The sequence below is a fragment of the Bradyrhizobium barranii subsp. barranii genome (genome assembly GCF_017565645.3).
Classification (GTDB): Bacteria; Pseudomonadota; Alphaproteobacteria; order Rhizobiales; family Xanthobacteraceae; genus Bradyrhizobium; species Bradyrhizobium barranii.
This window is the reverse complement of sequence record NZ_CP086136.1, coordinates 4394705-4419884: the sequence shown is the minus strand read 5'-3', so window position 1 is coordinate 4419884 and position 25180 is coordinate 4394705. Positions and strand designations below refer to the sequence as shown.

Annotated in this window: 23 protein-coding genes and 1 pseudogene; 15 read left to right on the top strand and 9 right to left on the bottom strand. The window is 64.4% G+C overall.

What is annotated here, in order from left to right; all coding sequences use genetic code 11:
• The first annotated feature begins 126 nt into the window (after positions 1 to 126).
• Positions 127 to 1326 (top strand): DUF2865 domain-containing protein, encoded by a 1200-nt coding sequence (locus J4G43_RS20815; RefSeq protein ID WP_208086128.1) that lies wholly within the window; start codon positions 127 to 129, stop codon positions 1324 to 1326.
• A gap of 54 nt (positions 1327 to 1380) precedes the next feature.
• Here J4G43_RS20815 and J4G43_RS20810 read toward each other — a convergent pair whose 3' ends face one another.
• Positions 1381 to 2289: a DUF2189 domain-containing protein gene (locus tag J4G43_RS20810; protein WP_063983984.1), complete on the bottom strand. Its 909-nt coding sequence runs from the start codon at positions 2287 to 2289 to the stop codon at positions 1381 to 1383.
• Positions 2290 to 2834: 545 nt separating this feature from the next.
• On the opposite strand from J4G43_RS20810, the gene J4G43_RS20805 reads away from it, so the two are divergent.
• The 5 genes from J4G43_RS20805 to J4G43_RS20785 all read left to right on the top strand — a co-directional run bounded on the left by J4G43_RS20805 (position 2835) and on the right by J4G43_RS20785 (position 7365).
• On the top strand, positions 2835 to 3668 hold the full coding sequence (locus tag J4G43_RS20805) for a cytochrome c oxidase subunit II (protein WP_071915136.1): 834 nt from the start codon (positions 2835 to 2837) through the stop codon (positions 3666 to 3668).
• A 78-nt stretch (positions 3669 to 3746) separates the two neighbouring features.
• Positions 3747 to 5525, top strand: a complete 1779-nt coding sequence (locus tag J4G43_RS20800) for a cbb3-type cytochrome c oxidase subunit I (RefSeq protein WP_208086127.1) — start codon at positions 3747 to 3749, stop codon at positions 5523 to 5525.
• Complete coding sequence (locus tag J4G43_RS20795) at positions 5522 to 6226, top strand: cytochrome c oxidase subunit 3 (RefSeq protein WP_208086126.1); 705 nt, start codon at positions 5522 to 5524, stop codon at positions 6224 to 6226. The genes J4G43_RS20800 and J4G43_RS20795 overlap by 4 nt, the downstream gene beginning before the upstream one ends.
• 14 nt (positions 6227 to 6240) lie before the next feature.
• Positions 6241 to 6963, top strand: a complete 723-nt coding sequence (locus J4G43_RS20790; RefSeq protein WP_063983988.1) for a heme-copper oxidase subunit III family protein — start codon at positions 6241 to 6243, stop codon at positions 6961 to 6963.
• A 9-nt stretch (positions 6964 to 6972) separates the two neighbouring features.
• Positions 6973 to 7365 (top strand): cytochrome C oxidase subunit IV family protein, encoded by a 393-nt coding sequence (locus tag J4G43_RS20785; protein WP_085404837.1) that lies wholly within the window; start codon positions 6973 to 6975, stop codon positions 7363 to 7365.
• Positions 7366 to 7529: 164 nt separating this feature from the next.
• Here J4G43_RS20785 and J4G43_RS20780 read toward each other — a convergent pair whose 3' ends face one another.
• From J4G43_RS20780 to J4G43_RS20770, 3 genes are read right to left on the bottom strand one after another with little or no spacing between them, the layout of a single operon-like run.
• Entirely contained in the window at positions 7530 to 9287 is a 1758-nt protein-coding gene (locus J4G43_RS20780; protein WP_208086125.1) for an NAD+ synthase, read from the bottom strand.
• A gap of 17 nt (positions 9288 to 9304) precedes the next feature.
• Entirely contained in the window at positions 9305 to 9658 is a 354-nt protein-coding gene (locus tag J4G43_RS20775; protein ID WP_208086124.1) for a diacylglycerol kinase, read from the bottom strand.
• A 4-nt stretch (positions 9659 to 9662) separates the two neighbouring features.
• Positions 9663 to 11051, bottom strand: a complete 1389-nt coding sequence (locus J4G43_RS20770; RefSeq protein ID WP_208086123.1) for a class II 3-deoxy-7-phosphoheptulonate synthase — start codon at positions 11049 to 11051, stop codon at positions 9663 to 9665.
• 183 nt (positions 11052 to 11234) lie between these two features.
• On the opposite strand from J4G43_RS20770, the pseudogene J4G43_RS20765 reads away from it, so the two are divergent.
• Positions 11235 to 12127, top strand: a pseudogene (locus tag J4G43_RS20765) (alpha/beta hydrolase family protein).
• Between the two features lie 2 nt (positions 12128 to 12129).
• Here the strand turns inward: J4G43_RS20765 and J4G43_RS20760 are convergent.
• The gene (locus J4G43_RS20760) at positions 12130 to 13440 is read right to left on the bottom strand and encodes an ATP-binding protein (RefSeq protein WP_208086122.1); all 1311 of its coding nucleotides are present in this window, start codon (positions 13438 to 13440) and stop codon (positions 12130 to 12132) included.
• Positions 13437 to 14099 (bottom strand): response regulator transcription factor, encoded by a 663-nt coding sequence (locus tag J4G43_RS20755; protein ID WP_208089373.1) that lies wholly within the window; start codon positions 14097 to 14099, stop codon positions 13437 to 13439. Before J4G43_RS20755 ends, J4G43_RS20760 begins: the two co-directional genes overlap by 4 nt.
• A gap of 226 nt (positions 14100 to 14325) precedes the next feature.
• On the opposite strand from J4G43_RS20755, the gene J4G43_RS20750 reads away from it, so the two are divergent.
• The 3 genes from J4G43_RS20750 (at position 14326) to J4G43_RS20740 (ending at position 16396) form a co-directional block, all read left to right on the top strand.
• Positions 14326 to 15075 (top strand): COG4705 family protein, encoded by a 750-nt coding sequence (locus J4G43_RS20750; RefSeq protein ID WP_208089372.1) that lies wholly within the window; start codon positions 14326 to 14328, stop codon positions 15073 to 15075.
• A gap of 58 nt (positions 15076 to 15133) precedes the next feature.
• The gene (locus J4G43_RS20745; RefSeq protein ID WP_408581438.1) at positions 15134 to 15535 is read left to right on the top strand and encodes a hypothetical protein; all 402 of its coding nucleotides are present in this window, start codon (positions 15134 to 15136) and stop codon (positions 15533 to 15535) included.
• A 69-nt stretch (positions 15536 to 15604) separates the two neighbouring features.
• Positions 15605 to 16396 (top strand): COG4705 family protein, encoded by a 792-nt coding sequence (locus J4G43_RS20740; RefSeq protein WP_208086121.1) that lies wholly within the window; start codon positions 15605 to 15607, stop codon positions 16394 to 16396.
• Positions 16397 to 16407: 11 nt separating this feature from the next.
• On the opposite strand, the gene J4G43_RS20735 is transcribed toward J4G43_RS20740, so the two are convergent.
• Both J4G43_RS20735 and J4G43_RS20730 read right to left on the bottom strand, forming a co-directional pair.
• Positions 16408 to 16671, bottom strand: a complete 264-nt coding sequence (locus J4G43_RS20735; RefSeq protein WP_063983997.1) for a hypothetical protein — start codon at positions 16669 to 16671, stop codon at positions 16408 to 16410.
• A 187-nt stretch (positions 16672 to 16858) separates the two neighbouring features.
• Positions 16859 to 18343: an aldehyde dehydrogenase family protein gene (locus J4G43_RS20730; protein ID WP_208089371.1), complete on the bottom strand. Its 1485-nt coding sequence runs from the start codon at positions 18341 to 18343 to the stop codon at positions 16859 to 16861.
• 113 nt (positions 18344 to 18456) lie between these two features.
• Between J4G43_RS20730 and J4G43_RS20725 the strand changes: the two genes are divergently transcribed.
• Positions 18457 to 19539, top strand: coding sequence for a substrate-binding domain-containing protein (locus tag J4G43_RS20725; protein WP_208086120.1), 1083 nt, complete (start codon positions 18457 to 18459; stop codon positions 19537 to 19539).
• Between the two features lie 126 nt (positions 19540 to 19665).
• Here J4G43_RS20725 and J4G43_RS20720 read toward each other — a convergent pair whose 3' ends face one another.
• Positions 19666 to 20457, bottom strand: a complete 792-nt coding sequence (locus J4G43_RS20720) for a response regulator transcription factor (protein ID WP_155795275.1) — start codon at positions 20455 to 20457, stop codon at positions 19666 to 19668.
• A 328-nt stretch (positions 20458 to 20785) separates the two neighbouring features.
• On the opposite strand from J4G43_RS20720, the gene J4G43_RS20715 reads away from it, so the two are divergent.
• The 4 genes from J4G43_RS20715 (at position 20786) to J4G43_RS20700 (ending at position 25164) form a co-directional block, all read left to right on the top strand.
• Complete coding sequence (locus tag J4G43_RS20715) at positions 20786 to 22129, top strand: IS1380-like element ISBdi2 family transposase (RefSeq protein WP_208086119.1); 1344 nt, start codon at positions 20786 to 20788, stop codon at positions 22127 to 22129.
• A gap of 382 nt (positions 22130 to 22511) precedes the next feature.
• A complete protein-coding gene (locus J4G43_RS20710) occupies positions 22512 to 23744 on the top strand; it encodes an acyl-CoA dehydrogenase family protein (RefSeq protein WP_208086118.1) in 1233 nt (410 codons plus the stop codon).
• A 28-nt stretch (positions 23745 to 23772) separates the two neighbouring features.
• On the top strand, positions 23773 to 24321 hold the full coding sequence (locus tag J4G43_RS20705) for an NAD(P)H-dependent oxidoreductase (RefSeq protein WP_208086117.1): 549 nt from the start codon (positions 23773 to 23775) through the stop codon (positions 24319 to 24321).
• Between the two features lie 42 nt (positions 24322 to 24363).
• Positions 24364 to 25164 (top strand): alpha/beta fold hydrolase, encoded by an 801-nt coding sequence (locus J4G43_RS20700; RefSeq protein WP_208086116.1) that lies wholly within the window; start codon positions 24364 to 24366, stop codon positions 25162 to 25164.
• Positions 25165 to 25180 lie beyond the last annotated feature (16 nt).

The window sequence follows — 25180 nt, the reverse complement described above, 5'->3', positions numbered from 1 at the left end:
CCTCGGAGCTGGCGGACCTTAGGACCAGTTTTCGGCCCCTGAAACGACGTGACGATGCCGCAGGAAGCGGCTATTGGAGGGCGCGCGTCGGCCCCCAAAATCACGCCGAGCCGTGACCTCGCTAGAATGGCGGATATGCCTGAATTTTTGTCTCTCTCCCGTGCTCGCTCCATCCTTGCCTGCACCGTGCTTCTGAGCACGGTCGTGCTCGCCAACGGTGCTTTCGCGCAAGCCGGCCCGCCCGGCCCGCCGCCTCAGCCCAGCCAGAACGGGCTCGGACCGAATCCGATGTGCGTGCGGCTGGAAGGCCAGCTCGCCGGGCTCGATCGTGGCGGCGGCGGTGGCGACCCCGCGCGCGAAGACCAGATCCGCCGCTACCAGGATTCCCAGGCCAAGCAGCAGGCCGAGCTCGACCGCGTCACCATGCAGGCCAAGCGCATGGGCTGCGATTCCTCCGGCTTCTTCTCGCTGTTCAACGGCCAGTCGGCGCAATGCGGTCCGGTCAACACCCAGATCCAGCAGATGCGCGCCAATCTGGACCAGATCACCGGCAATCTCGAACGCCTGCGCGGCGGCGGCCCCGGCGGCTTCAGCCCGGAGCGCGACAACCAGCGCCGCTCGGTGCTGGCGGCGCTGGCGCAGAACAATTGCGGCCCGCAATATGCCAACGCCGCGCAATCGCAAGGCGGCGGCAACTTCCTGAACAATCTGTTCGGCGGCGGCGGCAACAACCCCAACAATCCGCAAGGCATGCCGCCCTCCGATCTCGGACCGCAATCCGGCACCTACCGCACCGTGTGCGTGCGCACCTGCGATGGCGCCTATTTCCCGGTCTCCTTTGCCACCGTGCCGGCGCGCTTCCCCGACGACGAGAAGACCTGCAAGGCGCTGTGCCCGGCCGCGGAAGCCGTGCTCTACACCCATCGCAATCCCGGCGAGGACATGAACTCCGCGGTCTCCACCAGCGGCCAGCCCTACACGGCGCTGCCGACCGCGTTCAAATTCCGCAGCGAGTTCAACCCGTCCTGCTCCTGCAAGGCCGCAGGCCAGACCTGGGCCGACGCGCTGAAATCCGCCGACGACAAGGCGGCGGCCGAGCAGCAGGGTGACATCATCGTCACCGAGGAGAGCGCCAAGAAGATGCAGCAGCAGCGGCTCAACAAGGGCACGCCTGCGACTGCCAAGAAGGGCGCGGCTCCCGCGCCGACGACGGCCAGCGCGCCGGCTGCGGCAGCGCCTGCGGAGACCAGCACGGCCACCAATTCGTCGGAGAACAAGCCGATCCGCTCGGTTGGTCCGACGTTCCTGCCGCAGCAGCAGAAGTAGGCTCTAACCCGTCATGCCCCGCGAAGGCGGCCGCCAGGTGCGGCCGTTTCGCTGTTACTGCTTACCCTCGCGGCTCCACGGGAAGAGATTGGCCGGAAAGTCCGCTGCGTAGCGCTTTCCCTTCGGGGGCGGCGGCGGCTCGTCCGGTGGATTCGGATTCGGCTCGACCACCCGCCGATAGAGGTGCCAGGTGGCATGACCGAGCACCGGCAGGACGACAGCGAGACCGACGAAGAACGGCAGCGAGCCGATCACGAGCAGTGCCGCGACGATGAGGCCCCATCCGGCCATCGCAACCGGATTCGCGGCCACTGCTCGGAGCGACGTGCGGATCGCGTCGATCGCAGTCGCATGCCGGTCGAGCATCAACGGAAACGACACGACGCTGACGCACAAGGCCACAACCGCAAACAGGAAGCCACAACCGCAACCGACGATGACGAGCGACCAGCCTTCCGGTGTCGTCAGCACCCGCGTTGCGAAGTCGGGAATGCTTGCGGCCGCCGCGTGACCGAAGATCGTGACATAGATTGCGTTCGCGACACCGATCCAGGCCCCGAACAGGACCAGCAGGAGCACGCCGAGCTCGACCATGGCGCCGAACGACGGTGCGCGCAGCACCTTGATCGCATCCCATGCATCGACCTCCTCGCCGCGCTCGCGACGCCGGCTGAGTTCATAGAGACCGATCGCGGCAAAAGGGCCGATCAAGGCAAAGCCGGCAGCCAGCGGAAACAGGAGCGGCAGCACCGAATAGCCGAGAACCATCCTGAACAGGACGAGACCGAGAACGGGATAAATCACGCACACGACGATCGCGTGGCTCGGCATCGCCTGGAAATCCTCCCAACCCAGGCGTAGGGCCTCGGTCAGGTCGGACAAGCTGATCTTGCGAATGGGGTAGGAGGCCGCTTCGCCGAACAGGTGCCGCTTTATGATGTTGTCGGGATAAAGAGTGGCCATGGACACACCCTCCTCTGCTGAAAGTCGCGGCGGCAAACGGCGCGCTTTCCGGCCGCGCGTATCCGCCCTTATGTGCGGGAGACGCGATCGAGCCGAGTACGGCAGTTCCAGGCTCAACGAGGAAGGAGCTTAGCCGGACGAAACCCGTCGCGACCTGCGCCCCGAGCTTAGCGCGCGCGATCTGGAATGACCAGCGCTCCCGGCTGGGTGAATTGTGCGTCGCATATTTTGTGCGATGCATCACATCGAGAATGCGACCGAGGCTCGCCAGCTCGCACGGCAACATCGATCGCCCACGCCGCGTAAGCGTGTTGACATGCTATTGACGCCGGGTTCGCGGGGGATCATTTTAAATGCCTGGACGCCCCCAGCGGTCGCGGTCTTCCTCTTGAATATCGCGACTGGTTGAATGGGCGAGGCAAGAGGCGCGGTGATGGCGCATATGTCAGCATAGATGTCCGCGTAGAGAAAGTCCGCCATCGCGACAGACGTGAGCTCCGCCCTGGATTCGTATCCGTAGCCTTCGATGGCAAGGATGGATCAGGATGGCTGTCGCACTGATACTGCTTCTGGTCGCGATCGGCTCGGTGCTGTTTCACCTCTACAGCCCGTGGTGGTGGACGCCGATCGCCACGAACTGGGCCTATATCGACCACACCATCAGCATCACGTTCTGGATCACGGGCTTCGTTTTCGTCGCGGTCATCGCCTTCATGGCCTATTGCGTCTTTCGCTTTCACCACAAAGAGGGAAGACGGGCCGACTACAATCCGGAAAACAAAAAGCTCGAATGGTGGCTGAGCGTCGGGACCGGCGTCGGAGTCGCGGCCATGCTGGCGCCCGGTCTCGTGGTCTGGCACCAGTTCGTGACGGTGCCTGCGGATGCCACCGAAGTCGAGGTCATGGGCCAGCAATGGCAATGGAGCTTCCGCCTTCCGGGCAAGGATGGGCGGTTGGGCACATCCGATGTCCGCAACATCGCTTCCGACAATCCGATGGGACTCAATCGTGACGACCCGCACGCGCAAGACGACGTCGTAATCGAGAACGGCGACCTGCACCTTCAAATGGGAAAGCCGGTCAAGGTTCTCCTCCGCTCGGTTGATGTCCTGCACGATTTCTACGTGCCCGAATTCCGCGCCAAGATGGACATGGTCCCTGGCATGGTGACCTATTTCTGGATAACGCCGATCCGAACCGGAACGTTCGATGTTCTATGTGCGGAGCTCTGTGGCGCGGCTCATTATCAGATGCGGGCCAAGGTCATCGTCGACGAAGAGCGTGAATATCACGCTTGGCTGGAGCAACAAAAGACGTTTGCCGAATTGTCGCCGGCAAGAGCTGTCGTGAAGGCGACGTACCAATCCGGTGGCAAGTAGCAGGCTGCCGCCGCGAAGATGGATCGGGTGCACGAGGCCGACGCCTCACCCCCGATGGAAACGACCGAGGAGGTTTCTATGGTCGATATTCCATATGAAGGGATCGCAGGCATCCCGCCTGCCGAAGTACCTGAAGTCGAGCTCTATCATCCAAGGAGCTGGTGGACACGGTATGTCTTCTCGCAGGACGCCAAGGTGATCGCCATTCAGTATTCGCTGACGGCCTCGGCCATCGGGCTGGTGGCCCTGGTGCTGTCGTGGCTGATGCGACTGCAACTGGGGTTCCCCGGCACCTTCTCTTTCATCGATGCCAACCAGTACCTCCAGTTCATCACCATGCACGGCATGATCATGGTGATCTATCTGCTCACCGCATTGTTCCTGGGCGGCTTCGGCAACTACCTGATCCCGCTGATGGTCGGCGCCCGGGACATGGTCTTCCCCTATGTGAACATGCTGAGCTACTGGGTCTACCTGCTCGCGGTCCTGGTGCTGGCCTCGACATTCTTCGTGCCCGGCGGCCCCACCGGCGCCGGCTGGACGCTATACCCGCCGCAAGCCATCCTCTCCGGAACGCCCGGGCAGGATTGGGGCATCATTCTCATGATGTCGTCCCTGATCCTGTTCATCATCGGCTTCACGATGGGCGGCTTGAATTATGTGGTCACGGTGCTGCAAGCGCGCACCCGCGGCATGACGTTGATGCGCCTGCCCCTGACGGTGTGGGGCATTTTCACGGCGACCGTCATGGCGTTGCTGGCATTCCCTGCACTGTTCGTTGCCTCGGTCATGCTGCTGCTCGACCGTCTCCTGGGAACCAGCTTCTTCATGCCCTCCCTTGTCGAGATGGGCCAGCTGTCGAAATATGGCGGCGGCAGCCCGCTGCTCTTCCAGCATCTGTTCTGGTTCTTCGGCCACCCCGAGGTCTACATCGTCGCCCTGCCCGCCTTCGGCATCGTCTCCGATCTGATCAGCACGCATGCGCGCAAGAACATCTTCGGTTATCGCATGATGGTCTGGGCCATCGTGGGGATTGGTGCGCTCAGCTTCGTCGTGTGGGCACACCACATGTATGTGAGCGGCATGTTCCCGCAATTCGGGTACTTCTTCGCCACCACGACGCTCATCATTGCCATCCCCACCGCGATCAAGGTCTACAACTGGGTGCTGACGCTGTGGCGCGGCGACATTCATCTCAGGGTGCCGATGCTGTTCGCCCTCGGCTTCATCATCACCTTCGTGAATGGCGGCCTCACCGGCCTCTTCCTCGGCAACGTCGTCGTGGACGTGCCCCTCTCGGATACCATGTTCGTGGTCGCGCATTTCCACATGGTGATGGGCGTGGCGCCGATCATGGTCGTGCTCGGCGCGATCTATCATTGGTACCCCAAGGTCACGGGACGGATGCTGAACGACGTCCTGGGCAAGTTTCACTTCTGGGTCACCTTCCTCGGCGCCTACCTGATCTTCTTCCCCATGCACTATCTTGGACTGCTCGGGGTTCCGCGCCGGTATTTCGAACTCGGCGACACGGCGTTCATCCCGTCCTCGGCCCATACACTGAATGCCTTCATCTCCGTGGTGGCCTTGACCGTCGGCTTCAGTCAGATGGTGTTCCTGTTCAATCTTGCCTGGAGCCTGTTCAAGGGTGAGGCCTCGGGCGGCAATCCGTGGCGGGCGACGACGCTGGAGTGGCAGACGCCGGAGACGCCCCCCGGACACGGCAACTGGGGCAAGGAGCTCCCGATCGTGTACCGCTGGGCCTATGACTACAGTGTGCCCGGCGCCGCGGAGGACTTCATTCCGCAGAACCAGCCGCCGCGCGCGACGCAGCTCGTTCAGGGAGCTGCTTCGTGAGCGCCATCATCCTGTTCCTGGCTGTGCTTGCGGTGATCGCCGGATGGTGGCTGTCGCAGCAGCGGCTGATGGCCAAGCCCTGGCTGGAGGAAGGCTCGGTCGGTGATTTCCCCGGCGGCGATAGCATGACCTGGCCGGCAGCGAAGGTCGGACTAGGCGTGTTTCTCGCTGTCGCCAGCGCACTGTTCGTCCTCTTCATCAGCGCCTACTCGATGCGCATGAGCGTGGTGGACTGGCGGCCGCTGCCGGTCCCGCGGCTGCTGTGGGTCAACACGGGCGTCCTGGTTCTGAGCAGTGTCGCGCTGCAATGGTCGTACGTGGCTGCCGGGCGACACGATACCGAGAGCGTCAAGATCGGTCTGCTCGCCGGCGGAGCATCTGCCGTGATCTTCCTCGCCGGACAGCTCCTGGCCTGGCAACGGCTCGGGGCTGCCGGATATTTCGTGGCGTCCAATCCGGCGAATTCCTTCTTCTACCTGTTGACCGCGGTGCACGGGCTGCATCTGACCGGCGGCCTGGTGGCCCTCGGGCGAACCTCGGCCAAGGTGTGGCGCGGCGCCGAGATCGCCGAGATGCGCTTGAGCGTGGAGCTGTGCGCCATCTACTGGCACTTCCTGCTGCTGGTCTGGCTTGTCCTGCTCGGTCTTCTTACGGGCTGGACCGACGATTTCGTCAACATCTGCCGTCAATTGCTGAGCTAGGGAGGCGAGACCAGATGGCTGAAACCGTGCTGACACATTCGGGCCAATCGCCTGCGCGGCTTGAAGGCTGGCGCGGCATCGCCGCCGACTGGGCGTCCGATCAGCGCGCCTTCAAGAACGTGTCCTGGGGCAAGGCCATGATGTGGATCTTCCTCCTCAGCGACACCTTCATCTTCAGTTGCTTCCTGCTCTCCTACATGACGGCGCGCATGTCCACGACCGTGCCGTGGCCGAATCCCAGCGAAGTCTTCGCCCTCAATATCGGGGGCCACCACATCCCGCTGATCCTGATCGCCATCATGACCTTCGTCCTGATCAGCAGCAGCGGCACGATGGCGATGGCCGTCAATTTCGGCTACCGCCGGGATCGCGTGAGAACCGCAATCCTGATGCTGGTCACGGCGGCCTTCGGCGCAACCTTCGTCGGAATGCAGGCGTTCGAATGGACCAAGCTGATCATGGAGGGCGTTCGACCCTGGGGCAATCCATGGGGCGCGGCGCAGTTTGGCTCAAGCTTTTTCATGATCACGGGTTTCCACGGCACCCACGTGACGATCGGCGTGATCTTCCTGATCGCGATCGCGCGAAAGGTCTGGCGGGGCGACTTCGACGTCGAGAGGCGCGGCTTCTTCACAAGCCGCAAGGGCTATTACGAGATCGTCGAGATCATGGGCCTGTACTGGCACTTCGTCGACCTCGTGTGGGTGTTCATCTTTGCATTGTTCTATCTTTGGTGAGGTCGGCGCATGACAAACGCGGCGGTACACATGGAAGGCCAGCTCCACGCTCCGGCGCACGGCGCAGTCGCAACAGCAGCCGTGCACGCCAAAGGGCAACAGCACCCGATCAAGCTCTACCTCGTGGTCTGGGGCTGGCTGTTCGTCCTCAGCACATGCTCCTACCTTGTCGACTACTTTGGCCTACACGGCTACCTCAGGTGGTCGCTGATCCTGCTGTTCATGGTGTTGAAGGCCGGCCTGATCGTCGCCGTCTTCATGCACATGGCCTGGGAGCGGCTGGCCCTCACCTATGCCATCCTGCTGCCGCCGATCGCGGTAATGGTGTTTGTGACCATCATGGTGCTCGAATCCGAATACACCCACTTGCTTCGGGTGATGTTTTTCGCAACCCCGTCGTAGCAGCAAGCTGATTTCGCACTGTCATGCCCCGCGAAGGCGGGGCATCCAGTAACCCGTGTCAGCAGTCGGTTCCTACAATGCCCGCCACGGAGTACTGGATCATCCGCCTTCGCGGATGATGACAGCGATGGGGCGCCATCGCCTGACCCGCCGCGCGGCTCGCATCAGCCCTCGAACGCGTCGATCGACGCCTTGCTGCCGCGCGAGACCAGCGTCTCGTCCGCCGCAGGCGACGGCTCGCCCTTGTCGCGAAAGCGGTTGGTGATGGGATAGCGGCGGTCGCGGCCGAAATTCCTGGCCGTCACCTTCACGCCCGGTGCGGCCTGGCGGCGCTTGTATTCGGCGACGTTGAGCAGATGATCGATGCGGGTGACCGTCTCACGGTCGAAGCCGGCGGCGATGATCTTGTCGAGCGGCTCCTCGCGCTCGATCAGACGCTCCAGGATGCCATCGAGCACGTCGTAAGGCGGCAGCGAGTCCTGGTCGGTCTGGTTCTCGCGCAGCTCCGCCGTCGGCGGACGCGTGATGATATCGGGCGGAATGACCTCGCCCGCGGGCCCGAGCGCGCCGTCGGGCTTCCAGTGGTTGCGCCGCGCGGCCAGCCGAAACACCTGCGTCTTGTAGATATCCTTGATCGGATTGAAGCCGCCGTTCATGTCGCCATAGAGCGTGGCGTAGCCGACCGACATTTCCGACTTGTTGCCTGTTGTCACCACCATCAGCCCGGTCTTGTTGGAGATCGCCATCAGCAGCGTGCCGCGGGTGCGGGCCTGCAGGTTTTCCTCGGTGATATCGGGCGGCAGATTCTTGAAGATGCCGGACAGGATGGTCTCAAAGCCGGTCACGGCTTCCGCGATCGGCAGCACCTCGTAACGGATTCCGAGATGCCCGGCGAGCTCGCCCGCGTCCGCGATCGAGCTCGCCGCCGTGTAGCGGTAAGGCAGCATCACGCCGTGCACCTGGTCCGCACCGAGCGCATCGACGGCGATCGCTGCGCAGAGAGCGGAGTCGATGCCGCCGGAAATGCCGAGCAGAACGCCGGGAAATCCGTTCTTGGCGACATAGTCGCGCAAGCCCAGCACGCAGGCCGCGTAGTCGGCGTGGTCGCCCTCCGGCTGCGCGGCAATCGGCCCCGCGCAGCGCCAATCGTCCCCGTTCCTGGTGAAGCGCAATGTGGTGACGCTCTCTTCGAACGCCGGCAATTGCGCCGCGAGCGAGAGATCGCCGTTGAGCGCGAAGGAACCGCCGTCGAACACCAGCTCGTCCTGGCCGCAAACCTGGTTGAGATAGACCAGCGGCAGACCGCTCTCGGTGACGCGCGCCACGGCGACCGAGAGGCGCACGTCGCTCTTGTCGCGGGCGTAGGGCGAGCCGTTCGGCACCAGGATGATCTCGGCGCCGGTCTCGGCCAGCGTCTCGACCACGTTCTCGTAATCCTCTGACTCCTCCAGCCAGATGTCCTCGCAGATCGGCACGCCGACGCGCACGCCGCGCACGGTCACGGGACCTGCGGCAGGGCCGCGCGAAAACAGCCGCTTCTCGTCGAACACGCCGTAATTCGGCAGGTTGCACTTGAAGCGAAGTGCGGCGATTTTTCCGCCATCGAGCAGCGCGCAGGCATTATGGAGCCTGCCGTCCTCGACCCAGGGCGTGCCGACCAGCATCGCCGGGCCGCCATCGGCGGTCTCGCGCGCGAGCGCCTCGATCGCGGCGCGGCAGGCGTCCTGGAACGCCGGCTTCTGTACCAGATCTTCCGGCGGGTAGCCGGCGATGAACAATTCCGGAAACAGCACGAGATCGGCGCCGTCGGACCTGGCTTGCGCGCGCGCGGCACGCACTTTCGCGGCATTGCCCTCGATGTCGCCCATGGTCGGATTGAGCTGGGCGAGCGTGACCGCGAATACGTTGAGACGTTCGGTCATGGCCGCCGCACTCCGCTTCAGAGGAACCCCAATCGCTCGACGATGGCGATGATCCAGAATGCGCCGGCCATCAGCAGCGCAACGCCGACCGCGGCCGAGCCCATGTCCTTGACCCGACCGATCTGCTTGTCGTGATCCATGGTCAGGCGGTCGGCAAGCTTCTCGATCGCGGTGTTGAGCAGCTCGACCGTCAGCACGAACCCAACCGAACAGACCAGCTCGACCGCCCGCAGCGCCGTCGCGGCCACGAACCATGCCAGCGGCACCGACAGGATGAGCGCAAAAATCTCCTCGCGAACGGCCTGCTCCGACCGGAACGCGAAGGCCAGACCGTTGCGTGAATTGATCGTCGCCTTCCAGATCCGCAGCAAGGTGTTAGAGCCCCGCGGCGACCGGCATCGGCCTGGCCTTGCCGGCGCGTTCCTGCTTGAGGAGCTCCGCGATCAGGAAAGCCATGTCGATCGATTGCTCGGCATTGAGGCGGGGATCGCAGACCGTGTGGTAGCGGTCGTTGAGATCCTCGTCGGTGATCGCGCGGGCGCCGCCGATACACTCGGTGACGTCCTGACCGGTCATCTCCAGATGCACGCCGCCGGCGTGCGTGCCTTCCGCCGCGTGGATGGTGAAGAACGACTTCACCTCCGACAGGACGCGGTCGAACGGGCGCGTCTTGTAGCCTGACGTCGAGGTGATGGTGTTGCCGTGCATGGGATCGCACGACCAGACCACAACCCTGCCCTCGCGCTTCACGGCGCGGATCAGTCCCGGCAGATGGTCGGCGACCTTGTCGGAGCCGAACCGGTTGATCAGCGTCAGCCGGCCCGGCTCGTTGTCGGGGTTGAGCACGTCGATCAACTTCAGCAGCTCGTCGGGCTTGAGCGACGGGCCGCACTTCAGGCCGATCGGGTTCTTGATGCCGCGGAAATATTCGACATGGCCGTGATCGAGCTGACGGGTGCGGTCGCCGATCCAGATCATGTGGCCCGAGGTCGCGTACCAGTCGCCGGTGGTGGAATCGACGCGGGTCATGGCCTGCTCGTAGCCGAGCAGCAGTGCCTCATGGCTGGTGTAGAAATCGGTCGCGCGCAGCTCGGGATGGGCCTCGAGATCGAGGCCACAGGCGCGCATGAAATTGAGCGCGTCCGAGATACGGTCAGCCAGCTCCTTGTAGCGGCGGGACTGCGGCGAGTCCTTCAGGAAGCCGAGCATCCATTGATGCACGCTGCCGAGATTGGCAAAGCCGCCGGTCGCGAACGCACGCAGCAGGTTCAGCGTCGCGGCCGACTGGCGATAGGCCATCAGCTGGCGCTGCGGATCCGGCACGCGCGCTTCCTTGGTGAAGGCGATGTCGTTGACGATGTCGCCGCGATAGCTCGGCAGCTCGACGCCATCAATCTTCTCGGTCGGCGACGACCGCGGTTTTGCGAACTGGCCGGCAATGCGGCCAACCTTCACCACCGGCACCGCGCCGGCATAGGTCAGCACCACCGCCATCTGGAGCAGCACGCGGAAGAAATCGCGGATGTTATTGGCGCCGTGCTCGGCAAAGCTCTCGGCGCAATCGCCGCCCTGGAGCAGGAAGGCCTCGCCGGCCGCAACGCGCCCCAGCGCCTTCTTCAGGTTGCGCGCCTCGCCCGCGAACACCAGCGGCGGAAAGGTCGCAAGCTGCGCCTCGACGTCGGCCAAGGCCTTGGCGTCGGGATAATCGGGCACCTGTAGCACCGGCTTGCTGCGCCAGGACTCGGGCGTCCACCGCTCGGACATCGCAATCTCTCCGTGAAGTAAAAAAGCACAACCTGATCTGTGGGTTGCGAGGGCCGCCTTATACACAGCCCGGTCCCCGGCCGCCAGTTGTAAATCCATTTCGCACTGCAAACCCTTGCGGGGAAAGCCGAATTCGCATTTGCTGAGGGCTGGCAAGGAAACTGGCAGGACATCGGCTGCCCCATGGACGCGGCGCGCGACGACGTTTTCATCGACGAGATCACCTTCCCGGCGACGGACGGGTATCCGCTGGCAGGCACCCTGTTCCTGCCGCGCGGCACCAAACGCCATGCCGTGCTGATCAACTCCGCCACCGCCGTCCCGCGAAAAATCTATCGCGGCTTTGCCTCCTACCTCGCCCATCGCGGCTGCGCGGTCCTGACCTACGATTATCGCGGCATCGCTCCCGGCAGCCGGCGATGGTCGGCCACAACCAGCCGAAATCACTGGTCGGATTCAAGGCCTCGATGTCGGACTGGGCCGCGCAGGACGTCACCGCCGCGGTGCGCTGGATGCGCGAGCGCTACACCACCCTGCCGCTCGCCTATGTCGGCCACTCCTTCGGCGGCCAGGCGCTCGGGCTGATCGAAAACAACAGCGACATCTCGCGCGCCGCCTTCGTGGCCTCGCAGGCCGCGACCTGGCAGCTGATGGCGTCGCCGGAGAAATATCGCGTCTACGCCTTCATGAATTTCGTCGGCGTGCCGCTCGTCCACGCGCTCGGCTACGCGCCGGCCTGGGCCGGCATCGGCGAGGATCTGCCCAAGGGCGTCTTCCTGCAATGGGCCGACTGGGTCTCCAGCCCGCGCTATCTGTTCGACTCCAAATTGCCGGCGCTCGAGAACCTCGCAAAGTTCAAGGGCGAGCTGCGCGCGCTCTGCTTCTCCGACGATCCCTGGGCGACGCGACCCGCGGTCGAGCTGCTCGCGAGCGGCTTCTCCGCGATCAAGCCGGAGGTGCTGACGGTCAAGCCGTCCGACGTCGGCGCCAAGGCGATCGGCCATTTCGGCTTCTTCCGCCCGGAGCACCGCGACACGCTGTGGCGCGGCGTCGCGGAATGGATCCAGGGGGAGTGACATTACGCGGCCGCCGCGGACAGTTTGATGACGATCCGCAATCCGCCTCGTTCGCCCTCCGTGATGTTCGCAGCGTCGATCGATCCCCCCAATCGATCGACAATCCGCTTGACGATCGAGAGGCCCAGACCGACGCCCTCGCCTTCCGGCCGCTGCCCACGGAAGAACGGCTCGAATATCCGGCCGATCTCTTCGGGGGACACGCCCGGCCCATTGTCCTCGATCCGAAGCACAGCCATGGCGCCGTCCCGGTAGATCGCCACATCGATCCTGCCGCTCGCCGGCGTGAAACGGAGCGCGTTATCGAGAAGATTGCGGATCATGGCTGCGAGCATGACCGGCTCGCCGCGCACCGGAACAGACTCGGCCCGTTCGAAACCAAGATCGACGCCGCGGCTGATCGCCTCCCGCAAGAGATCGGCGATGACGCTCTTCGCCGCGAGGTCGAGCTCCACAACCTCCCATTGCCCGCAATCGGTGGACTCAGCGTCGTGTCGTGCCAGCGCAAGCAACTGCTCCAGAAGATGCTTGCTGCGACTCATGCCCTGCCGAAGCGCTGCAAGGCGCTCGCGCGCGGCCGGTGGCAGTTCGACGTGATCGAGATTCTCAGCCTGTACGCTCAACGCCGTCAGCGGTGTGCGCAGTTCGTGCGCGGCGTCCGCGATAAACCTTCGCTGCTGCCCTATCATCTCGTGCATGCGCTGCAACAGGCCGTTGATGGAAGACACGAACGGATTCAGTTCGCTTGGGAGGTCGCGAAGCGGCAACGCCGTCATGTCATCCGCACGCCGTGCGTTGAGTTCGTCCGCCAGCCGGACCATGGGCCGAAGCGATCCGGCAATGACCAAGGCGATCACCAGCATCAGGCAAGGGATCAGCGCGGCGATCGGAAGCACGGTGCGGAGCGCCATGTCACTTGCGATCTCATCCCTGACACCCGTGCTCTGGGCCACGGCAAACCGGCTGCCGTCGGATCGCGTCTTCAGCACCACCCGGACCGGCTTTCCCTGTCGCGTTGCATCGCGCATCCCATCCTGAAGCCGCCACAACTGGCGCTCCTCGGGTGTGCCTTGCGGCGCCTTGCCCAGCTCCATCAGCCAGACCTCGGAGTTTTCATCGACCCCATGGAGGTCCTGAGCTCCGGTGAAGCCACCGCTCTGAACGAGGCCCGCGATCTGGATCAGCACGGAGTCCTGCGTCTCGATCGCCTCATCGAATGCCCACCGGTGTGCGAAGACGCCTCCGATCAGCCCGGTCACCAGCACGATCGTCGTCAAGCTGATGAACAGCCGGCCGCGCAGCGAGTTGATCATGGCGCGCGATCCACCATCCATCCCATCCCGCGCACGTTACGGATCGCCTCCGTACCGAGCTTCTTTCGGATGGTGTGGATCAGGAATTCGACCGCGTTGCTTTCGACCTCCTCGTTCCAGCCGTAAAGCTGCCGCTCGAGTTCGCTTCGCGACAGGATGGTGCCGGGGCGCGTCAACAATGCCTGGAGCAGCGCGAACTCGCGCGCGGTCAGGAGGGCCGTTTGGCCACACAGCGACGCCTCGCGGGTCGCAGGATCGAGACTGAGCTTGCCGTTGCCAAGCACAGCGGGCGCACCGCTGCCTTCGCGGCGAAGCACCGCCCGCATCCGCGCCAGCAATTCGCGTATCTCGAACGGCTTGACCAGATAATCGTCGGCGCCGAGATCGAGGCCTTCGATCCTGTGATCGACGCCATCCCGCGCGGTGACGATAATGACTGGGCACCTGCAGCCATTCGCGCGCAACTGCCGCAGGATATCCCGACCGTCCGCGTTCGGCAGTCCGAGATCGAGCACCAGCACCTCGTAAGACTCGGCTGAGGCGGCAAGCAGCGCGGACTCGCCGTCCCTCACCCAGTCGACGGCGTAGGCAGCATCCTTCAGCGCCTGCTCGACGGCGGCACCGACCATCCTGTCGTCTTCGATCAGCAAAACCCGCAAAGCTCGATCCTCGAAACCGCCGGGCCATCCGGCCGTCAAAATCATGACCGTTCCGACTTAGCGCAGAGTTAGGGAGCGCCAGCAGCCCAAAATGCGGCGAAGGCCGCCCCGCATTGAAGATTCTCGTCCCTAAGCCCGGCCTAAGTCGCCTGCGCGACGGTCTCGCATCGCTTCGGCTTTGGGAGATTTGGGCGTGTCGCAATATTCAGGTTTTGGCGCAAGACGGATGCTGAACAAGGTTCCGGAGGTCACGGCGATCTTCTGGGCCATCAAGATTCTCTCGACCACGGTTGGCGAGACCGGCGCCGACTATCTCGCAGTGCATGTCGGCCTCGGCGCCAGCCTGACGGCGATCTGCATGAGCGGCCTGCTGGTCGCTGCACTGCTGCTGCAACTGAACCGCCGCGTCTACGTGCCCTGGATCTACTGGCTGACCGTCGTTCTCGTCAGTATCGTCGGCACGCAGCTCACGGATCTCCTGACCGACAAGCTCGAGATCAGCCTCTACATCAGCACAGCGGCGTTCGCTTGCGCGCTCGCCGCGACCTTTGCGGTCTGGTACGGCGTCGAGCGCACGCTATCGATCCACAGCATCGTGACGACGCGGCGCGAGCTGTTCTATTGGACGGCCATCCTCTTCACCTTCGCGCTCGGCACGGCCGCAGGCGATCTTGCCACCGAAGCACTTGGTCTCGGTTTCCAGCTCGGCGTCGCCGCCTTCGGCGTGCTGATCGCGGCGGTGATGATGGCCTATTATTTCGGCGCCAATCCCGTCCTCACCTTCTGGCTTGCCTACATTCTTACCCGTCCGCTTGGCGCCTCGCTCGGCGATCTGCTCTCGCAATCGCGCGAGTACGGCGGCATCGGCCTCGGCACGATCCAGACCAGCATCGCCTTCCTGACCGTGATCGTCGGCCTCGTCGCCTGGGTCTCCTTCGAGGGCGACGGCAGGCGCCGTGCCGATCCGGCGCAATAGCTTCAACCGCGAGATCCCGCTCTCTGCATGAAGCAGGAGCTCCACCAGGAGAAACCACATGATGAAACTGATTTCCGCCGTCGCCGTCTGCCTGCTGACGACCTTCACGGGCGAACCGCACATGCAGGCGAGCCAGCACTTCACCTTCGTGCCGCTCGCGGAAGCCGCGGCCGCAAAGCTCGGCGATCTCACGCCGTTCCGGAGCATCGTGGTCGACGTCGCCGCGCTGATCGACAAGGGCGACCTCCCCGCCGCCAAGACACGGATCAAGGACCTAGAGACCAAATGGGACGAGGCCGAAGCCGGATTGAAGCCGCGCGCGGCAGCCGATTGGCACACCGTCGACAAGGCGATCGACCGCGCGCTCGAGGCGCTGCGCGCGGGCGCGCCGGATACGGCGAAGTGCAAACAGGCGGTCGCTGATCTGCTCGCGGCCATGGATACCGCCGCGAAATCCTGACGCTTCTGCGCGCCACCATCCCGTCAGCCGCGGATCCCGGTCCGCGGCTGACGCATCAACGAGGACACAATGGAAGATCAGACCAAGAGCAACATCACCAGCGAGAGCAAGGTCCCCGAAGTCACGCTCGGTTTCTGGATCATCAAGATCGCCGCCACCACGCTCGGCGAGACCGGCGGTGACACCGTCACCATGACGCTGAACTGGGGCTATCTGGCCGGGACCTGCCTGTTCCTCGCGGCCATGATCGTCCTGGTCGCGGCGCAGGTCCGCGCGCGCAAATTCAATCCGGCACTGTATTGGGCCACCATCGTCGCATCGACCACCTTCGGCACCACGATGGCCGACTTCGCCGACCGCTCGCTTGGCATCGGTTATACCGGCGGCTCGACGCTGCTGCTCACTTGTCTCGTGCTGGTGCTCGGCCTCTGGTATCGCGCCGAGGGAACGATCTCGGTCAACAGCGTCAGCACACCGCGCGTTGAGGCGTTCTATTGGGGCGCGATCACCTTTTCGCAAACACTGGGTACTGCGCTCGGCGACTGGATCGCGGATACCGGCGATATGGGCTATCGCGGCGGCGCATTGATCTTCGCGGCCGGACTCGCCGTTATCGCAGCACTTTACTTCTGGACCCGCGTCTCACGCGTCACGCTGTTCTGGGCCGCCTTCATCTTGACGCGTCCGCTGGGTGCGACCGTCGGCGACTTTCTCGACAAGCCGCTCGACCACGGCGGCCTGGCGCTGAGCCGGCCGCTGGCCTCGGTCGTGATCGCAGCTTTCATGCTGGGGTGCCTGCTGCTGATTCCGCAACGCGCGGGGCAGCATCCCGGCGACACCGCGGCGCCGGAGCAAGCCTGAATGGCCGAACGTTAGCGAATGATCGTCGTCAGAGACGAGTAGCGCCGGTTCGGCTTGGCCTCGCCCGGCGCAAACTGCGCGAAGGCCTCGCTGACGCGGACCGCCGGCGGCGTATCGCTGGCGAAGCGGAATTCCTTCGGCCGCGGCGCGTAGAAGCTGGCGCTGTAATAGGCGTCGTCGAAACGCGCCTCGCCGACGCCGAACAATGCGTCGCAGACGAACAGGAGCGCGTAGACTCCCGCAACCGCCGCAACGATCTCCCTGAGAACAGACATGTCGATGCCCCAACCTTTTGCAGGCAGGAAGCACGCCGGTTCCAAAACCGAGGTTTAAGGCAGCGGCCTTCTTGTCCGCAGGGTTTGCCGCCGCTGAGCGGAATGCAGACAATTTTATCGATGTCGAAAAGAGAGCCCGCCTGACCGGACGATCAGGCGGGCCCAGGATTGGCCGATCGGGAGGTTATCAGACGGCCAGATTCATCCAGACAGCCTTGGGCTCGGTGAAATTGTCGAGCGCGGCGGTGCCGTGCTCACGGCCGAGGCCGGAGTCGCGCTCGCCGCCCCAGGGCAGGCGCACGTCGGTGTAGCCATAGGTGTTCATCCAGACCGTGCCCGCACGCGCCCGCTTGGCGAAGCGCTGGAGCTTGCCGATGTCGCGGCTCCAGACGCCGGCGGCGAGGCTGTAGGCCGTGCCGTTGGCGATCCTGAGCGCATCGGCCTCGTCCTTGAACTTGATGACGCTGACGACGGGGCCAAAAATCTCCTCCTGCGAGATCCGCATCTCGTGTGCGACGCCTGCGAACACCGCGGGGCTGATGAAATAGCCGCGATCGCCGACCTTCTCGCCGCCGGTGACGAGGGTCGCGCCCTCCTTCTGGCCGATGTCGACATAGTCGAGGATCGACTTCATCTGCTTCTCGGAGATGACGGGGCCGAGCACCGTCTTGCGATCGAGCGGATCGCCGATCCTGAGCGACTTTGCGCGCGCCGCGAGACGCTCGACGACTTCGTCGTACGCCTTCTCCTGCACCAGCACGCGGGAGCCGGCCGAGCACACCTGGCCGGCATTGAAGAAGATGCCTGAGGCCGCAGCCTTGGACGCCGCTTCGAGATCGGCATCGTCAAAGATGACGTTGGCCGACTTGCCGCCGAGCTCGAGCGAGACGCGCTTGAAGTTGCTGGCCGCGCCCTTCATGATTCCGCGGCCGACGCCGGGCGAGCCGGTGAAGGTCACCTTGTCCACGTCAGGGTGATTGACCAGCGCGTCGCCGACGACCCGGCCCGGACCGGTGACGACGTTGAAGACGCCCGCCGGCAGGCCCGCTTCGAGCGCGAGCTCGGCGATGCGCAGCGCCGACAGCGAGGTCAGCTCGGCCGGCTTCATCACGATGGTGCAGCCGCAGGCCAGCGCCGGCGCGAGCTTCCACATGCCGATCATCAGCGGGAAATTCCACGGCACGATCGCCGCAACCACGCCGACCGGCTCGCGCACTGTATAAGTCAATGCATCGTCACGTACCGGCACGACGTCGCCGCTGATCTTGTCGGCCCAGCCGGCGTAGTAGATCAGCGTGTCGACCGCGGCCGGAAAGTCCTGGCGCGTCGTCGCGGAAATCGGCTTACCGGCATCGATCGACTCGAGCTCGATGATTTCTTCGGAGTGCTGCTTGAGCAGGTCCGCCCAGCGCAGCAGGATCTGGCCACGCTCGGAGGCACGCATCGTACGCCACGGGCCTTCGAACGCGCGCCGCGCGGCGGCGACCGCATGCTCGACATCGGCCTCGCCGCCTTCGGCGACGACGGCGATGACCTGCCCGGTGGCGGGATTGAGGGATTTGAAGGTACGGCCGGAGCTGGCGGGGACGCGGCGGCCGTCGATCAGCAGATGCTGCGGCCGGGCCATGAATTCGGTGGCCGGCGAATGCGCAAAGTCATATGCAACAGACATCATATTTCCTCCTGTTCTGGTATACCAGATTAGGCGGCTATTGGCCGGAGTAAATATGATATGGTTTGCCGATGGACGCCTCACATATGAAGCGAAGTTCATAAGGAAGACCCATGCTTCAGATCGAGATCGAGGCTGTCTGGCGGTTTCGCCGGGAAGGCAATCCGCGCACCGTGGTGGTGATGCTCGGCGTGCTCAACGAAATCCGGAAGACCGGAAAGATCACGAGCGCGGCCAGCGATGTGCACCTGTCCTACCGGCACGTCTGGAATCTGATCGAGCAATGGTCGGAATTCTTCGGCACGCCGCTGGTCGAGACCCAGCGCGGCAAGGGGTCAAAGCTCACGCCATTCGGCGAGCGGCTGGTATGGGCCGGCGAGCGCATGCAGGCCCGGCTCGGGCCGCAGCTCGAAAACCTGGCGCAGGAGCTGGCGAGCGAGATAAAGCCGTTCCTCGAACAGCGCCCTTCGGTGATCCGCGTTCATGCCAGCCACGGCTTTGCCGTGGCAAAATTGCGCGAATTCCTCGATCGCGAGCCCGGCATCGGCGTCGATTTGCGCTATGTCAGCAACCAACATTCGCTGGTCGCGCTGGCGCAAGGCGCCTGCGACCTCTCCGGCCTGCATCTGCCGCACGGCGCGCTGCGCGCGCAAGGCATCAAGGCTGCGCGCGAATGGCTCGACCCGCGCGAGGATCGCATCATCAGTTTCGTCACGCGCGAGATGGGGCTGATGGTCGCGCGCGGCAATCCGCTGCGCATCGCTTCGCTTCAAGACCTCACCGGACCAAAAGTCCGCTTCGTCAACCGCGACCATGATTCCGGCACGCGGCTGTTGTTCGACCAGCTGCTTGCCGCGAACGGCATCGACGAGAGCAAGATCAACGGCGCGCAGCAGATCGAGTTCACACACGCGGCCGTCGCGGCCTATGTCGCGAGCGGCATGGCGGATGCGAGCTTTGGTGTCGAGGCGGCCGCCCGCCACTTCGGCCTCGATTTCATCCGCATCCTCACCGAGGATTATTTCTTCGTCTGCAAGCGCGCCTTCCTCGATACCGGGCCGATGCAGCGCATCCTGGAGATCATGCGCAGCGCCGATTTCCGCGCCGCCGTCGCCACCCTGCCCGGCTACGTGCCGTCGGATACCGGCAACGTGACCGGCGTGAAGGCGTTTCTGGAGATGCACGCCGTGCGGTGATGCTCGGCTCGGCAACGATCTCGCGTCCGGCCGATGGGATGCGCGCCATGGGCAGTACCGGCAACCGCCGATCTTCGCCGGCGCGCTCAAGTTGATCGTCAATCATATCTGATCCGGCGCGGCACCTTATTGGCGAGCGCTCGGACTCAGCAGGCAGGCCGCAAGCTCGGTGCGGTTGTGCACGCCGAAGCGTCGGCACAGGTTCGCGACGTGCTCCTTCACGGTCTGATCGGAAATCCCCATCTCGCGAGCGATTTCCTTGTTGGTCTGGCCGCGGCAGACCCGGATGGCGACGTCCGCGGACCGTGGCGGAAGCGATGCCGAGAGCGTCGCCACCGGCGTCGCTGCCGGCTCGGGGACGCGGATTGCGGCAGGATGGGCGTCGATCGCGCCCGCGTTCGTCATGTTGGTCAAAGCGAGCGAGCCGGCCCGACACAGCATCTCCATGCGCTGCCGCGACCGCATCGTGTACGGCGCGTCCGTATCGGTCGTCGCCGTAAACAGCACGCCGACGATCTTCTGCCCGCACCACAACGGGCCGCCCATGTTGTATGCAAAGCCCCACTCGTGCAGCATCTCGAAGGACGGACTGTGCCGCCATTGCTGCGGACCGATCACCGTTTCGCCGTCGACCGCGCGGCCTTGGGTCATGATGCAGTCGAGCACGGGGTCGCGCTTCCAGAAGCCGGCCCTGTAATTGTCGAGCAGGCCTTCTGCGACGTGCCGGCTGTAGACCAGTTCCGGTTCGAGCCCGTCGAGCAAATAGAGGCCGACGGTCGGCGATCCCGTCAATTCCGTGATCGCCGAGCAGCAGGCAATGCCAAGCGCGCGCACCGAGCGGCTCTCGGCGATGGACATCAGCCGATCTGCGAGCTGGCGCTCGGGCAGACCATCCAAATGCTCCTGCTCGGCTCTCACCGCCACTCCTCGCGCGAACGCGCGGTGCCCTCGGACACACGCGCGTCATTGCCGATTGTTATAGGCTTAAAATTTCTGCCTCGCCTGACCTTTGGTCAAGCGAAAAGAAGCGGCAAAACACTGCTCTCCCGGCCCAGCTTTGCGGCAGAGCAGCATGGCCAACACCCCCCATGATGGGGGATTGCTGCTTTGGCCGCCTCATCTCTAGCCCGTCTTATTCGTAAGAGTGCGCCTGAGGGCTGGCGAGCGTGGTGTAAAGCGCTGATGCGGCGTAGGATTCGGTTGCGAAGCCACCCCATCACCTTCAACCGCGAACGCCACGCCCGCCATGACCGATGATACGATTCCGCCCTTCTCGTTTCCAGCCGTTCACGCCAAGAAAGTCACAGCTGCCTTCGATGGTGGGCGCCTGACCTCGAACGGGGGCGTGATGCTTCTGGCGATGGCCGAGCGGCGTCTCGGTTTGGCCGACAATCTGGCCCGGGTGTTCCCGGATCGGCGCGATCCGACGCGGGTCGTGCACAGCCTGGTCGATATGTTCCGCGCGCGCATGTTCGCGATCTGCTGCGGCTACGAGGACGCCGACGACCTCGATCATCTGCGGTCCGATCCGGCATTCAAGCTGGCCTGCGGTCGCCTACCGGACACGGGCCGGGATTTGTGTTCCCAGCCGACGCTGTCGCGGCTGGAGAATGCTCCGCGCCTGCGCGACGTGATCCGACTGACCTACATTTTGGTCGACGCATGGATGGATAGCTACCCCCACGAGCCGGCATCCGTCACGCTCGACATCGATGATACCTGCGACGTCGTCCACGGCCATCAGCAGCTCTCGCTGTTCAACGCTCATTATGATGAACGCTGCTTTCTGCCGATCCACGTCTACGACACGGAGAAGAGCCGGCCCGTGGCCGTCGTGCTGCGGCCCGGCAAGACGCCGGGCGGCGTCGAGGTGCGTGCCCATCTGCGCCGCCTGGTACGGCATATCCGGACGCGATGGCACAACACGCAAATTACGTTCCGTGGCGACGGGCACTATGCCCGGCCGGAGGCCATGGCGTGGTGCGAGACCAACGGCATCGACTACATCTTCGGTCTGTCCGGCACCAAGCCTCTCGCCAGAAAAGTCGAAGAGGTCGCCGACGACATCCGCACGCGACGCGCCATCGAGAACCTGCCGGTTCTGCGTGGCTATACCGAGACGCGCCACAAGGCAAAGTCCTGGGATCGCGAACGGCGCACTGTCGCCCGTATTGAGGCGACGATGCTCGGCCTCGACATCCGCTTCGTCGTCACCAGCCTCGATGTCGGCTCGGCCGAGTGGATCTACGACAGCCTGTATTGCGCGCGCGGCCAAGCCGAGAATCTGATCAAGCTGCATAAGACGCAGCTCGCCTCCGATCGCACCAGCTGCCGTTCGGCGCTCGCCAACCAGGTCCGTCTCGTGCTCCATACGGCCGCTTATTGGCTGATGCTGACCGTGCGCGACGCCATTCCCAAAGCCCGGGAATTGGCCGCTGCCGAGTTCGCGACGCTGCGTCTTCGTCTCTTGAAAATCGCCGCCCGTGTCGTCGAGACCACGAGCCGCATTCGCCTTGCGTTTGCCGCGGCATGTCCCGAAGCCGACCTGATCTGCGGCTTGCCCGGCGCGCTGCTGCCGCTCGGTCCTTGACCGGCGGGGCGTCCGCCCCCGTTCGCCCAACCCATCCCTCAAGCGCGTTGCAAAGTACCGGTCGTCAGGCGGCGAAAAGCCGAAGGCAATCCTGTGCGCCTCGTCAGACAAGATGTGCGGCCGCATCAATCGGGCCCAAAAGCCGCACTCTCACGAATAGGACGGGCTAGCATCCCGGCCATCGGGATCGCGTAACGACGTTCGCGCGGTTCCGACGGGGACATTTCGACACCAACGCGAGCCGTTCGTCGCGCGCACCAACAGGCGTTGGCGCGTGTGGGCGGAGTCTTGCCCGCGACCGGCGTCTGTTCCGCCCGACCCAGATCTTCGCGTCCAGCAGCGTTGCGCGAAGAACCAACAGCCCGACGTGGAGACACCGACCATGAGCCCTTCCGTGCAACTCGCCGTAAAACCTTCCGCGACCCCGACGGTGGCCGAGTTCCATGCGCGCCTCGACGCGCTGCTACCGCTGGTTGACTCCAGGGCCGCGGAGGCCGAGGCACAGGGCTATCTGACTGACGACGTGGTGGCGGCGCTGCGCAAGGCCGGCATCTACACCATGCTGTTCCCGAAGGAGGTCGGCGGCGCCGAGCTTCTGCCTTACGACGCCATGACCGTGATCGAGCGGCTCGCTTACGCACACGCCTCCGCCGGCTGGTGCGTCATCGGCAACAACATGGAAGGCACGACGCTCGCCATCTACATCGAAGACGAAGGCATCAAGAAAGTCTTCGCGGGCGGGCCCGACATCACGATTGCCGGCAACGGCGTGCCGCGCGGCTTCGCCCGACCGGTCGATGGCGGTTACATGATCCGTGGCAACTGGGCCTATGGCAGCGGCATTCAGCACGCCGAGTGGGTCCATTCAGGCTGCTTCGTCACCGACGCATCCGGCAAGGACATGGTGTTCGGCCCGAACGGCCAGCCCAAGATCGTGGTCACCCACCATCCGCGCGCGACCATCAAGTTGATGGGCAATTGGGACGTGCTCGGCCTGCGCGCGACGGGAAGTTTCGACTACACTTTGAGCGAGGGCGACGAGTTGTTCGTGCCCACGCACATGACCTACGATTTTGACATTGGTGCGCCGCGCCGAGGTGGCGTGCAGGGTGCACTGGGGCTGGCAGGCTACAGCGCCTGGGCGCATTCCGCCTGGGCCGTCGGTGTCGGCCGCCGCATGCTCGACGAACTCGTCAAGGTAATCGTCCAGCGCCAGGATCCATTCGGCAAGTCGCGCGACAGCGCGAGCTTCAAGTTCCAGTTCGCGCAGGCCGAAGCTCGTTTCCGCGCAGCACGTGCGTTGGTCCACGAAACCTGGAAGGACGTCTCGGGGACTTGTGCCGGCGGTGAAAGTCCGTCGCTGGAGCAGATGACGATGATCAAGCTGTCACTGCGCCACGTCCACGACGTTCTGTCGGATGTCGCCACCTTCGCGCATCGCGCCGCGCGCGGCGCCTCGCTGCACAACACGCCGATGCAGCGGTTCTATCGCGACATCCATTCGGGCACGCAGCACATCCTGATGGCCGACCAGATCGTCGAAGAGTGCGGCCGTGCGTTGCTCGGCCTCCCCGGCCCTGGTGCGCAATGGACGGTCTTCGGGGTGACGGGCTGAGCAAGCGACCAGACACGAGGGCGTCGAGGTGAGGACATCCCGCATCGTTGGCTTCTGCGGCAATAGTTGGCGCCCGGCGAAGTCGCGCATGCTGGTGGAAGCCGTCACCGCCGATCTTCAGGCGCAGCATGGACTGAAGACCACCGTCCTCGACCTTGTCGATGCCGGTTGCGGCATCGCCGGCTTCACCCGGACCGCACTCGATGACAATGCGCGCGCCGTCGTCGAGGCCATCGAACAGGCCGATGGCCTCGTGATAGGATGCCCGGTGTTCCAGGGCTCCTATCCCGGATTGTTCAAGCACATATTCGACTTGATCGAACCCAGCGTGCTGCGCAACCGCCCGGTGCTGCTGACCGCGGTCGGCGGCGGCCTGCGCCACTCGCTGGTGGTCGAGCACCAGCTCCGCCCGCTGTTCGGCTTCTTCGAAGCCTGCACCGTTTCGACGGCGATCTACACCAGCAGCGGCGAGATCGTACCAGGCGAGCCGCTCGCACCAATGACGGCCGCGCGGCTCGCCAACGCCGTCGAACAATTCGCCTCACTTCTCAGCGGTCGCCAGGAAGCCGCCGCATGACTCACCAACGCCCGGCTCTGCCGCCTTCAACCGGAGATGACCATGCTTGATACCGTCAAACCCTCGCCCGATCTCACCGGCTTCTCCCGCGCGGAACATACGATCAACGGCGTGCGGACCGTCGTTCACAGCATCGGCAGCGGCCCGGTGCTGGTGTTCCTGCACGGCACCGGCACCTTCACCGGCTTCGAGATGGCGCGCGATTGGGCGAAGCGGCACACGGTCATCATCCCCTATCATGCGGGCTTTGGCGACTCCGGCGACGCCGAGACGATCGACACCGTCGAGGATCACGTCCTTCACTACATGGATCTGTTCGACAAGCTTGGCCTTGAGCAGTTCGACCTCGCCGGGTTCTCCCTCGGCGGATGGCTTGCCGCGGAGTTCGCGATCCGTCAGCCGCATCGGGTCCGCAAGCTGGTGCTGGTTGCGCCCGCCGGTCTTGTGGTCGGAAGCGCGCCCGCGCCCGGATTGTTCGAGATCGCACCGCAAGAACTGCCAGCCTATCTCGCGCACGATCCGGCCGCGGCACTCCGTTACTTTCCCAAGGCGCCCGATCCGGCCTTCGACGCCCGGCTTGGACGCGAGGTCACGGGCTTTGCCAAGCTGATCCGCAGCGAACCGCAGGGCAATCCCAAGCTCGCGCACTGGCTGCATCGGATCACGATGCCGACGCTGGTGCTCTGGGGGGCCGCAGATCGTTTGCGCCCGACCGCCCAGGCAGATGCCTGGAAAGCAGGGCTCCCCGACGCACGCGTGACGCTGGTGCCGGCGACCGGTCATCTCGTGTTCGAGGAAACGCCATCTTCCGCACACTTCGTCACCGATTTTCTCGCCGATTGATCCGCACACAACAGAG